Here is a 12,486-nt window from a genome sequence, read left to right on the forward strand (position 1 = left end):
GTATTAAAGTATTATATGTATATGGCTAAGTCCACAGTTGCGGGGGATGAAGATTGTACAAAGTGTATAGAACCACGGAGGATGGAGGAGAGAGAATATGATATCAAATCAGATACTGCAGAATACGATTGAAGGGTTGAAATCAATTACAAGGATTGATCTTGGAGTGATGGATACAGATGGAAAGACTTTGGCGACAACATTTCCGGAGCCTGGAGATTATGAGAATGCCGTTCTTTCGTTTGTAGAATCTCCGGCAGAAAGTCAGGTGATTCAGGGGTATCAGTTTTTCAAAATTTATGATGAACACCAGCTGGAGTACATTCTGATCGCCAATGGCGGCAGTGAAGATGTTTATATGGTTGGCAAGATTGCAGCCTTCCAGATCCAGAATCTTCTGGTAGCATATAAGGAGCGTTTTGACAAGGATAATTTCATCAAAAACCTTCTTCTTGACAACCTTCTTCTGGTGGATATTTATAATCGCGCCAAAAAATTACATATTGACACAGAGGTAAAACGTGATATCTTTATAGTTGAGACTTCTCGGGAAAGAGATGTCAGTGCGCTTGACAGTCTCCGTTCTGTTCTGGGTGGAAAGGGCAAGGACTTTATTACAGCTGTTGATGAGAAGAACATCATCGTAGTAAAAGAATTAGGTCCTGGCGATGGATATCCGGAGATGGACAAGACTGCACATGAGATTCTTGATCTTCTGAAAGCAGAAGGAGAAGAGAATGTCCGTATCGCATATGGTACGATCGTCAATGACATCAAAGAAGTATCCAAGTCTTACAAAGAAGCGAAGCTTGCGCTCGATGTAGGAAAGATCTTCTTCGACGAGAAGGAAGTTATTGCATATAGTGCGCTTGGAATCGGACGACTGATCTATCAGCTTCCAATTCCGCTCTGCAAGATGTTTATCCGCGAAATTTTTGAGGGGAAATCTCCGGACGAATTTGATGAAGAGACGCTCACGACCATCAATAAGTTCTTTGAGAACAGCCTGAATGTTTCCGAGACATCAAGACAGCTGTATATTCACAGAAATACACTGGTGTACCGTCTTGACAAACTGCAGAAGAGCACAGGACTGGATCTGCGCGTATTTGAGGACGCAATCACATTTAAGATCGCGCTGATGGTAGTCAAATATATGAAATACATGGAAACACTGGAGTATTAAGTTATATCGGAGTATGGATAATTAGGAGGAGCATATGATAGAACTTAAAGAAGTTACCAAGGAATACTCGAAGGGTATTGCTGCACTCAATGGTATCAACCTTCGGATCGAACAGGGAGAGTTCGTATTCGTAGTTGGAGACAGCGGTTCCGGAAAGTCTACGTTGATACGTCTTCTGATGAAGGAGATCGAACCAACGTCAGGTACGATTATTGTCAACGGTCAGAATCTGAATCGTATGAAACATCGCCAGATTCCGCAGTACAGAAGAGGAATCGGCGTTGTATTCCAGGATTTCAGACTTCTGAAAGACCGCAATATTTATGAGAATATTGCATTTGCACAGCGGGTTACAGAAAAATCAACCCGTGTCATCAAAAAGAAAGTGCCGGCGGCTCTGTCACTTGTCGGACTGGCACAGAAGTACAAAGCGTTCCCGAAGGAATTGTCCGGTGGGGAACAGCAGAGAGTTGCAATTGCCAGAGCTGTTGTAAATGAGCCTGCTATTTTGCTGGCTGATGAGCCGACAGGAAACCTGGATCCAACCAACTCATGGGAGATCATGAAACTTCTTGAAGAAGCGAACGAGAGAGGAACTACAGTTCTGGTAGTTACTCACAACCAGGAAATTGTAAACGAGATGAAAAAGCGCGTTATTACGATGAAGAAGGGTGTCATTGTCAGCGACGAACAAGAAGGTGGGTATAAGCATGAGGATTAGTACAGTTGGATACTCCGTGAAACAGGGAGTTAAGAATATTGGAAGAAATAAGATGTTTTCACTGGCATCTGTTGCAACTATGGCTGCATGTATCTTTGTGTTCGGACTGTTTTTCTCAATTATTATGAACTTTCAGTATATTGTACACAAAGCAGAAGAAGGTGTGGCAATCACTGTATTTTTTAATGATGATGCAACGCAGGAGCAGATTGATAATATTGGCGCACAGCTTAAAAAGCAGGATGGTGTAAAAGATATCAAGTATGTGTCTGCGGACGAAGCATGGGATACATTTAAAGATCAGTATTTTGGCGAATCAAGTGACCTTGCAGAAGGATTTAAAAATGATAACCCTCTGGCAGGATCTGACAACTATGAAGTATATATGACAGATGTGGCTTCACAGAAGAAGCTGGTTTCCTTTGCGGAAAGCCTTGACGGGGTTCGCAAGGTTAACAAATCAGATACCGTAGCCAATACACTGAACAGTGTGAACAAGCTGGTATGGTATGTATCGGTTGTTATCATTGCGATTCTTCTGGCAGTATCCATTTTCCTGATCAGCAATACGGTCACAATGGGTATTACTGTCCGAAGGGAAGAGATTGCAATTATGAAATATATCGGTGCGAAGGATGGTTTTGTACGGGCACCGTTCATCATTGAAGGTATCCTGATCGGTCTTGTCGGTGCGGCGATTCCGCTTGGTATCCTTTATGTACTTTATAATAAAGCAATTACTTATATTCTTACAAAATTCAGCCTGCTGAATAATATTCTGGATTTCCTTCCGGTGGGGCAGGTATACAAGACACTGCTTCCGGTCGGACTTTTACTGGGAATCGGAATTGGTTTTGTGGGAAGTTTCTTTACGATTAGAAAGCACTTAAGAGTCTAGTCGCATAATATTTAAGGGAGACGAATATGATAAGAGGGAAAAAGATACTTGGGGCGTTACTGGCGTTTACACTTTGCTTCGGTATGGTAATTCCGGCACAGGCTGATGATATTTCGGATGCGAAAAAGAAGCAGCAGGAGCTGGAACAGCAGAAGAATACGGCTGAGGCGGAGAAGTCGGAACTTTCTTCTGAACTGGATTCCATTGTATCAAAAATGGAGAAGACACAGTCAGATCTGACTGCAAAAGAGACGGAGATCAATGATGCAGAGACAGAGCTGGTAACTGCGAAAGCCAACGAAGATGACCAGTACCAGACGATGAAGCTACGTATCAAGTATATGTATGAGAACGGGAGCAATGAATTCCTGGAGATCCTGATGGAAGCTAACAGTATTGCAGATCTGCTGAACAAAGCAGAATACATCAACAAGATTTCCAAATGTGACCGTGAACTTCTTGTAGAATACGAAGATACAAGAAAAGATGTTGAGAACAGAGAAAATGCACTTAAAAAAGAGTATGCAGAGCTGGAAAGCCTGCAGGATGAACTTGCGGGAGAACAGGCAAATGTAGAAAAGCTTCTTGCTGATAAGAACATTCAGATCGATAACCTGACATCTGAGATCAGTAGTAATGCTGACAAACTGAAGCAGCTGATTGCAGAAGCAGAGGCGGCAGAAGCCCGCAGAAAAGAAGCAGAAGCAACGGCAGCCGCTCAGGCTGCACAGGCAGCGGCGGCAGCTCAGGCATCAGCTTCGTCAGGCACAAGCAGTTCAGGCGGCTCAGGCAATACAAGCAGCAATGCAAGTGCATCGGGAACCGGATCACTTACACATCCGGTACCGGGAGCAGCGATTACCAGTGGCTTTGGCGGACGTGTGGCACCGACTGCAGGTGCAACAACCGGTCATGACGGAATCGATTATGGTGCAGGATACGGAGCAGCAGTTTATGCGGCTGATTCCGGTACCGTTATTACCGCACAGTACAACAGTGCACGTGGAAATTACATCGTAATCAATCACGGTAATGGAATGCAGACATGGTATCAGCATCTGAGTTCGATGAATGTTAGCGTGGGACAGACGGTGGCAAGAGGTCAGGTGATCGGAAATGTCGGTACGACCGGAATTTCCACAGGACCACATCTTCACTTTGAAGTTCATGTAGGTGGTGTACCGGTCAATCCACTGAACTATCTGTAAGATAATACATAACAGGTATGAAAGAGTAAATGATGGAAAATAATAAAAAGAATTTTTGGAAGGGGGCGCTTGCAGGCGCCCTCGCCATGTTTATGGTAGGTGCTGCGGCACTTGGAATTATGAATGTCGCAGGTGTAGACCTTGGAACCAGTCAGGAAAAGGTTGTAAATGCGCAGGAAGAGAAAAAACTGAATAAACTGAAAAAGCTGATTGATGAAAATTATCTTTATACAGATGATTTGAAAAAAGAAGATCTGGAGAATGGACTTTACAGTGGATACATTAATGCACTGGGAGATCCATATTCCGTATACTATGATGAAGAACAGACTAAATCCCTGCAGGAATCAACTTCGGGAGAGTATTCGGGAATCGGAGTTGTTTTTTCACAGAATCAGGAAACTAAGGTGATCACTGCAGTTCAGGTTTATGAGAACAGCCCGGCGAATGAAGCAGGTATCCAGGTAAATGATATTCTGTATAAGGTTGGAGATAAGGACGTAAGTGGAACGGATCTTTCCGATGTTGTACAGCTGATCCGCGGTGTAGAGAATACGACTGTTGATATCACAGTCCTGCGTGGGGATGATGCGAAGGAAGTGACAATGACGGTTACCCGGAGAAAAATCCAGGTGGAGACAGTCAAGTCTGAAATGAAGGATGACCAGATCGGTTATATCCGGGTTACGGAATTTGACAGTGTGACCTATGACCAGTTCAAGAGTGCACTCGGCAGTCTGGAGGACCAGGGGATGAAAGGACTTGTGGTTGATCTTCGGGCGAATCCGGGAGGCAATCTTGCGACAGTCACACAGATGCTGGATTTGTTACTGCCAAAAGGTACGATCGTGTCAACAAAAGACAAGAGTGGTCACGAAGAGGTGATCTCATCGGATGATGAACACCAGTTTACGAAGCCGATGTCGGTTGTTGTTGACGGCAACAGTGCAAGTGCTTCCGAGATTTTTGCCGGAGCGATCCAGGACTACGGACTTGGATCGATCGTCGGAACAACAACTTACGGAAAAGGAATCGTTCAGCAGATTTTTGATCTTGGAGACGGAACCTGTGTGAAGCTGACAATGGCTGAGTACTATACTCCGAATGGAAGAAATATTCACAAAAAAGGAATTACGCCGGACGTAGAAGTTGAATATCAGCAGGATGAGAATAATCCGAATGCAGATAATCAGCTTGATGCAGCATTGGAACAGGTGAGAAATAAAATCAATCAATAACAGAAATCCGGAGGGAATGCCGAAAACGGCATTCCCTTTTAGTTTTTAATATGATATCATAAGTAAAGAATATTTTTTTTCAGGTAACAAAAGGACAATACTTTCTGTTACAGCAAAAATATAAATAGAAAACTGGAGGGAATAAGATGATTAACAAATTAGTCGCTAACATTAAAAAAACAGGAGCACCTATCGTTGTCGGACTGGATCCGATGCTTTCCTATGTACCAGAGCAGGTACAGAAAAAGGCATTTGCAGAGTATGGCGAGACTTTGGAAGGAGCAGCAGAAGCTATCTGGCAGTTCAACAAAGAGATCGTGGATAAGACTTATGATCTGATCCCGGCAGTTAAACCGCAGATCGCTATGTACGAACAGTTCGGAATTCCGGGACTTCAGGCATTTAAGAAGACGGTAGACTACTGTAAAGAAAAAGGACTTGTTGTTATCGGAGATATCAAGAGAGGTGATATCGGTTCTACTTCAGCAGCATATGCTGTTGGACATCTTGGAAGAGTTCAGGTAGGAAGCAAATCCTATGTACCGTTCGATGAAGATTTCGCTACTGTGAATCCGTATCTTGGATCTGACGGAGTAAAGCCATTTATCGAAGTATGTAAAGAAGAGAAGAAAGGTCTTTTTATCCTTGTTAAGACATCCAATCCATCCAGTGGAGAATTCCAGGATCGGCTGATCGATGGCCGTCCGCTTTACGAACTGGTCGGAGAAAAGGTTGCCGAGTGGGGAGCAGACTGCATGGGTGATGATTATAGCTACATCGGAGCAGTTGTGGGAGCTACTTATCCGGAGATGGGAAAAGTCCTTCGTAAAGTAATGCCGAAATCCTACATTCTGGTTCCAGGATACGGTGCACAAGGTGGAAAAGGAAAAGATCTGGTTCATTTCTTCAATGAAGATGGACTTGGAGCAATCGTAAACTCATCCAGAGGAATCATTGCAGCATATAAACAGGAAGCTTATGCAAAATACGGTGCAGAGAACTTTGGAGATGCATCCCGTGCAGCAGTAGAAGCCATGGTAGCAGATATCAAAGGCGCGCTTGAGAACAGATAAGAGAAAAGAATGAGCCGGTGTGACAGAAGCTTCTGACATACCGGCAAATCCGGATTATAGGAGAATAGAAGATGACTACAAAGAAAAAAGAACAGGCAAAGGTTGTATCGCAGGAGCAGCTTGCAGATGGAATCTTCAGTATGTGGATCCAGACAGAAGCAGCAGGGAGTGCAAGACCGGGGCAGTTTATTTCCATGTATACCAATGATGGAAGCAAGCTTCTTCCACGCCCGATCAGTATCTGTGAGATCGATAAAGAAGGTGGAAAACTTCGTGTGGTTTACCGTGTAACAGGGGAAAAAACCGGAACAGAAGAATTTTCACAGATGAAGGCAGGAGATACCATTCCGGTGATCGGACCACTTGGTAATGGATTCCCATTTGAGAAGGCCGAAGGAAAGAAGGTATTTCTGATGGGAGGAGGAATCGGTGTGCCGCCGATCCTGGAGCTTGCAAAACAGATGGAATGTGAGAAAAAGCAGATTGTGGTTGGATACCGTGATGCACATACCTTCCTGAAAGAAGAATTTGAACAGGCAGGAGAGCTTTATATTTCAACCGAAGATGGCAGTGTCGGAACAAAAGGAAATGTCATGGATGCAATCCGTGAGAATGCGCTGGAAGCAGATATGATCTATGCCTGTGGACCAACTCCGATGCTCCGTGCGATCAAACAGTATGCAGAAACAAACGGAATCGAATGCTATATTTCTCTGGAAGAGAGAATGGCATGTGGAATCGGTGCATGTCTTGCGTGCGTGTGCAAGTCAAAGGAAAAGGATGCGCACAGCAATGTGCACAACAAACGTATCTGTAAAGACGGACCGGTATTTCTTTCTACGGAGGTGGAAATCTAATGGATATGCGTGTAAATATTGCCGGAGTAGAATGGAAGAATCCGGTAACAGTGGCATCAGGAACCTTCGGATCAGGAGAAGAGTTTTCTGAATTTGTAGATCTGAACAAGCTTGGAGCTGTGACAACAAAAGGTGTGGCAAATGTACCGTGGCCGGGCAATCCGACTCCGCGTGTAGCCGAGGTTTACGGCGGAATGATGAACGCCATAGGACTTCAGAATCCGGGAATCGATCTGTTCTGTAAAAGAGATATTCCGTATCTGAAAAACTATGATACCAAGATCATTGTGAATGTCTGCGGACATGCACCGGAAGAGTATCTTGAAGTGGTAGAACGCCTTGCGGATGAACCGATCGATATGATGGAAATCAACATTTCCTGCCCGAATGTCAATGCAGGATTCCTTGCTTTCGGACAGGATGCAAAGCATGTAGAAGAGCTGACCGGACAGATCAAGAAGATCGCAAAGCAGCCGATCATCATGAAGTTGACACCGAATGTAACCGATATTACTGAGATAGCAAAAGCGGCAGAAGCAGGCGGTGCGGACGCAGTTTCCCTGATCAATACACTGACCGGTATGAAGATTGATATCAATCGTAAGACATTTGCGGTGGCAAATAAGACCGGAGGTGTATCAGGACCGATCGTCAAACCGATCGCTGTCCGCATGGTATATCAGGTAGCACAGGCAGTGAACATCCCAATCATCGGGATGGGCGGTATTTCCTGCGCAGAAGATGCGATCGAGTTCCTTCTTGCAGGAGCAAGTGCCGTATCCGTAGGAACAGCCAACTTTCACAATCCGGCAGTGACGATGGAAGTGATCGATGGAATTGAAGCCTACATGAAGAAGAATGGCTTTGAGTCTGTGAAAGATATGGTTGGAATTGTAAAATAAAGAACAGATAAGAGATGGAGGATAAATAAAATGGAAAGCTACAAACAGGAATTTATTGATTTTATGGTAGAAAGCCACGTGCTTAAATTTGGAGAATTTACACTGAAAAGCGGAAGAAAGTCCCCTTTCTTCATGAATGCAGGAGCTTATGTGACAGGATCACAGCTCAAAAGACTCGGTGAATATTACGCAAAAGCAATCCATGACAAATACGGGGATGATTTTGATGTATTATTCGGACCTGCTTACAAAGGAATCCCGCTTGGAGTTGTAACCGCGATCGCTTACAGTGAATTATACGGAAAAGAGATCCGTTACTGCTCAGACCGTAAAGAAGAAAAAGATCACGGAGCAGATAAGGGAAGCTTCCTCGGAAGCAAGCTTCAGGACGGAGACCGCGTGGTTATGATCGAAGATGTTACCACATCCGGCAAATCCATGGAAGAGACTGTACCGAAGGTAAGAGGAGCCGCTGATGTAACAATTGTTGGACTGATGGTATCCCTTGACCGTATGGAAGTAGGAAAAGGCGGTGTGAAATGCGCACTCGATGAAGTAAAGGATCTTTACGGATTTGAAACTAATGCAATCGTAACCATGAAGGATGTAGTAGAGCATCTGTACAACAAACCATGCAATGGTGAAATTGTTATCGATGACAACATCAAGGCTGCAATCGACGCATACTATGAGCAGTATGGTGCAAAATAAGGAGGAGTTACAGTGACAGAAAAGACATATAAGGTGATGGGACTTGCCGGCGGTGCCAATATTGCGATCGGAATTATTTCTATTGTTGTTGGTGTGACAACCGGGATCATTTTGCTTGTCAGCGGTGGAAAGCTGCTTGGTGCGAAAAAGGGACTGACATTTTAGGAAGGGCGCTTTAAGTTGAAAGCAAAGAACAGAAAAAGACTTCGGGTTCTTGGGAAGATTTTATTTGTCCTGTATATTGGATTTTTATTTTACTTTCTGATTTTTTCTGACTGGTATGGACGGGAAGGAACCGGGGAATATCATTATAACCTGGTTCTTTTCTGTGAAATAAAAAGATTTTGGCTGTATCGAGATGTTTTAGGATGGGTATCTTATGCAAATCTGTTCGGAAATGTCCTGATTTTCATACCATTTGGATTTTTTATGCCGATGGCAAGCCGGTATCGCAGCTTTTTTCTTACCCTTTTCTACAGTTTTGGAGTGAGCTTCTTTGTGGAGTGCTTTCAGCTGGTAACAAGAGTGGGGAGTTTTGATGTGGATGATATGCTGCTCAACACCCTTGGCGGTGTGATCGGGTATATCGTCTTCGCGATTTGTAATATGATAAGGAGATGGCACGATGCGAAGCAGGAGAGATAAAAAAAGAGCACGCGAAAGAGATCGAAATAAAAGAAGCCGGAAGTATGGTCAGATAAAAAGAAAGCATTCCCGCAAGGGAATCTGGTCCTGTGTGATGGCAGTACTTGTTACGGCAGTGATAGCGGGATTGATTGTAATGGCATTTATGAATAAAGGGAAATCAGCAGCAATGGTAGGAAGCTTTGGGGTTTTCGATATGATTCTTGCCTGCATCGGTATTGTAACGGGTGTAAAAGGATTTAAAGAAAGAGATAAAAATTATCTGACCTGCAAGATCGGAATTGTTGTAAACGGATTTATTTTACTTGCCCTGATCTTAGTATTTATAAGAGGATGTGTATAAATGGAAGAAAGATATAATCTGGCAATTGACAGAATAAAAGCAATAATAGAAGAAAAAACAGTAGCAGAGCCATATCGGGAGTATTTCCAGCATGTGGCTCGGTTTATTTTAAAGCTTGATGAGCTGAAACAGAATGTGGAAAGCGGAAAGCAGAAAGAGATGTCAGAAGAAGAGCTGCAGGAAGAGATGAAGGATCTTTATGCAGACGAACTGGAAGCAAACTATGAGAAATCTTATGCAAATCCGGCTTATGCGGTTTTGGTGCTGGGAGGAGAACTGGGAAGCTTTTTGTCTGCGGTTTACACCGAGATTCGCGGAAGCATTTCTTATGTTCAGGAACAGCGTATGGAGTATGTTGTGATCGGAGCAGAGCTTTTGATTGAAATCTACAACAAATTTGAAGAAGAAAAGCAGCCGCAGCCGGAAAGCCTGAAGGAAATCTTTTACTGGTATGCAAGTGATTACTGTGATGTATTTGCGGCAGACCGCATCAAAGACCAGATCGATCCGGAAAGAGGATGCTTCATTGTGAATATGATCATGAATGAAGATCTTTCCGATCTGCGTTATCTCTACCGTATGGGAGAATATGTGGGGGTAAATGAAAGAGAGACAGCCGCATATTTAAATTCACTTTCACAGGAGAAGATTGATAAGATGGCAGATACCTTCAGTGAAGGATACAGGATTGGTTTTGTAAATACCGGAAAAGACCTGTCAAAAAAATCTGTAGTCAACATTTACTATGCAATGGGATTTGAACGGATCGTAAAAAAAGCCATTGAGAATTTTGCCAAAATGGGATTAAAGCCGAGTATTTTCCGAACAAGTCACAGCGTGATCACAAGAGGACGTAACAGCCAGATCGGATTTTTCAATATTTCCGGCAACAAGCAGTATGTCTATGACCACAGAGATGATATCGGGCTTGTGATGGATAAACAGTATGTAGAGCGAAAGCTGGAAGTGATGCGTACCACTTACGAGCAGAATAAAGAGATTGCAGCAGGCTATGCAGGACCGGCAGTGATCGACATTTTCGGAGAAAAGACTTTTGTTCCGCAGGCTAAACCAGAGGCAGTTAAATTAAGCGAAAAGCAGGAAGAACTTCTGGTTGCGATGAATGGAAGAGCCGGACGTCTGACCAATGAATATCTTCCGGGAGATGAGAGAAGCTTTACGATCATTTCCTGGCCGGTTCCGGAAATCGGAGAGCAGTATCATGAGATCTTTGATGAAACGATCAAGATCAATACTCTGGATTACAAGCTTTACCAGAAGGTGCAGCAGACAATGATCGATGCACTGGATAAAGGAGAGTATGTAAAAGTAACAGGCTCAGGCGAAAACCAGACGGATCTGAAAGTGATGCTTCATCCGCTTGCCGATCCGGCAAAAGAGACGATCTTTGAAAACTGTGTTGCCGATGTCAATATCCCGGTAGGTGAGGTGTTCACTTCCCCGGTACTGGAAGGAACAGAAGGTACCCTTTTTGTGAGCAAGGTATTTCTTCACGGACTTCCGTATTACAATCTGAAGATCAGTTTTAAAGAAGGAAAGATCACAGAGTATACCTGCACCAATTTTGATTCAGAAGAAGAAAATAAAAAATATATTTTCGATAACATTCTGCACAATCATCAGACACTTCCGATCGGCGAGTTTGCGATCGGAACCAATACCACAGCTTATGCGGTTGCGAAGAAATATGATATTGCAGATAAATATACGATTCTGATCGCTGAAAAGACGGGACCGCATTTTGCAGTAGGGGATACCTGCTACAGCTGGGCAGAGGATGTAAAGGTTTACAATCCGGATGGAAAAGAGATTATTGCAAGAGACAACAGCATATCGATCTTGAGAAAAGAGGATCCGTCGAAAGCATATTTCCAGTGCCATACCGATATCACCATCCCTTATGATGAGCTGGGAAGCATTGTTGTAGTGGCGAAAGACGGAACAGAGACAGAAATTATCCGTGATGGACGGTTTGTTCTTCCGGGAACAGAGATCCTCAATGAACCTCTGAATTAGTATTAGTTATGGATTTTCAATAATACCAATAAGTAAAATTAAATAATGGTCAGATAAGTAACGGTTGACATACCGCAACAGACTTAGTAAAATAACTTATAAGTGGTTAGCTATTTATTAAAATACTTATAGATAAAAGAAAAGGAGATCATTATGCCAAAAGTTGGAATCGTAATGGGCAGCGACTCAGATATGAAAGTAATGGGAAAAGCTGCCGACATGCTGGAAAAGTTTGGAATCGATTATGAGATGACGATCATCTCGGCACACCGTGAGCCTGATGTATTCTATGAATATGCGAAGTCTGCAGAAGCAAAAGACTTCAAAGTAATTATTGCAGGTGCAGGTATGGCAGCACATCTTCCAGGAATGTGTGCAGCAATTTTCCCGATGCCGGTTATCGGAATCCCAATGTCAGGGAAGAATCTGGAGGGTGTCGACGCACTCTATTCAATCGTTCAGATGCCGCCTGGAATCCCGGTTGCCACAGTTGCGATCGATGGCGGAGCAAACGCAGCTATTCTGGCTGCAAAGATTCTTGCAACCTCAGATCCTGAGCTTCTTCAGAAATTGAAGGATTACACTGCAGAAATGAAAGAAACCGTCCAGAAAAAAGCAGAAAAGCTTGAAAAAATCGGACACAAAGAATATATCAAGCAGATGTAGG

At 43.5% G+C, this 12,486-nt stretch carries 14 protein-coding genes; all 14 read left to right on the forward strand.

The features are described from left to right. The first annotated feature begins 97 nt into the window (after positions 1–97). The 14 genes from PG418_RS15920 to purE all read left to right on the forward strand — a co-directional run bounded on the left by PG418_RS15920 (position 98) and on the right by purE (position 12,485). On the forward strand, positions 98–1,186 hold the full coding sequence (locus PG418_RS15920; RefSeq protein ID WP_055156356.1) for a PucR family transcriptional regulator: 1,089 nt from the start codon (positions 98–100) through the stop codon (positions 1,184–1,186). A 34-nt stretch (positions 1,187–1,220) separates the two neighbouring features. Further along, positions 1,221–1,907 (forward strand): cell division ATP-binding protein FtsE, encoded by a 687-nt coding sequence (ftsE, locus tag PG418_RS15925; RefSeq protein ID WP_008372900.1) that lies wholly within the window; start codon positions 1,221–1,223, stop codon positions 1,905–1,907. After that, a complete protein-coding gene (gene ftsX, locus PG418_RS15930; protein WP_270475680.1) occupies positions 1,897–2,805 on the forward strand; it encodes a permease-like cell division protein FtsX in 909 nt (302 codons plus the stop codon). Before ftsE ends, ftsX begins: the two co-directional genes overlap by 11 nt. 26 nt (positions 2,806–2,831) lie before the next feature. Next, positions 2,832–4,013 (forward strand): murein hydrolase activator EnvC family protein, encoded by a 1,182-nt coding sequence (locus tag PG418_RS15935; protein WP_270475681.1) that lies wholly within the window; start codon positions 2,832–2,834, stop codon positions 4,011–4,013. A 29-nt stretch (positions 4,014–4,042) separates the two neighbouring features. Continuing rightward, complete coding sequence (locus PG418_RS15940; RefSeq protein WP_442872497.1) at positions 4,043–5,251, forward strand: S41 family peptidase; 1,209 nt, start codon at positions 4,043–4,045, stop codon at positions 5,249–5,251. Positions 5,252–5,397: 146 nt separating this feature from the next. After that, the gene (gene pyrF, locus PG418_RS15945) at positions 5,398–6,324 is read left to right on the forward strand and encodes an orotidine-5'-phosphate decarboxylase (protein ID WP_008372910.1); all 927 of its coding nucleotides are present in this window, start codon (positions 5,398–5,400) and stop codon (positions 6,322–6,324) included. A 71-nt stretch (positions 6,325–6,395) separates the two neighbouring features. After that, positions 6,396–7,181 (forward strand): dihydroorotate dehydrogenase electron transfer subunit, encoded by a 786-nt coding sequence (locus PG418_RS15950; RefSeq protein WP_022220989.1) that lies wholly within the window; start codon positions 6,396–6,398, stop codon positions 7,179–7,181. After that, complete coding sequence (locus tag PG418_RS15955) at positions 7,181–8,083, forward strand: dihydroorotate dehydrogenase (protein ID WP_008372915.1); 903 nt, start codon at positions 7,181–7,183, stop codon at positions 8,081–8,083. Before PG418_RS15950 ends, PG418_RS15955 begins: the two co-directional genes overlap by 1 nt. 30 nt (positions 8,084–8,113) lie before the next feature. Continuing rightward, positions 8,114–8,794, forward strand: a complete 681-nt coding sequence (gene pyrE / locus PG418_RS15960) for an orotate phosphoribosyltransferase (RefSeq protein ID WP_055249006.1) — start codon at positions 8,114–8,116, stop codon at positions 8,792–8,794. A gap of 12 nt (positions 8,795–8,806) precedes the next feature. Next, complete coding sequence (locus PG418_RS15965) at positions 8,807–8,959, forward strand: hypothetical protein (RefSeq protein WP_008372918.1); 153 nt, start codon at positions 8,807–8,809, stop codon at positions 8,957–8,959. A 15-nt stretch (positions 8,960–8,974) separates the two neighbouring features. Then, positions 8,975–9,439 carry a VanZ family protein gene (locus PG418_RS15970; RefSeq protein ID WP_008372920.1) on the forward strand — a complete coding sequence of 155 codons (465 nt, stop codon included), beginning with the start codon at positions 8,975–8,977 and terminating at the stop codon, positions 9,437–9,439. Next, positions 9,420–9,782: a DUF6142 family protein gene (locus PG418_RS15975; RefSeq protein ID WP_055156367.1), complete on the forward strand. Its 363-nt coding sequence runs from the start codon at positions 9,420–9,422 to the stop codon at positions 9,780–9,782. Before PG418_RS15970 ends, PG418_RS15975 begins: the two co-directional genes overlap by 20 nt. Continuing rightward, complete coding sequence (locus PG418_RS15980) at positions 9,783–11,819, forward strand: aminopeptidase (protein WP_055249004.1); 2,037 nt, start codon at positions 9,783–9,785, stop codon at positions 11,817–11,819. It abuts the gene before it with no gap. Positions 11,820–11,972: 153 nt separating this feature from the next. Next, on the forward strand, positions 11,973–12,485 hold the full coding sequence (purE, locus tag PG418_RS15985) for a 5-(carboxyamino)imidazole ribonucleotide mutase (protein ID WP_008372927.1): 513 nt from the start codon (positions 11,973–11,975) through the stop codon (positions 12,483–12,485). Position 12,486 lies beyond the last annotated feature (1 nt).

This window comes from Bariatricus sp. TF06-38A (assembly GCF_027690675.1).
GTDB classification, from domain to species: domain Bacteria; phylum Bacillota; class Clostridia; order Lachnospirales; family Lachnospiraceae; genus Allocoprococcus; species Allocoprococcus comes.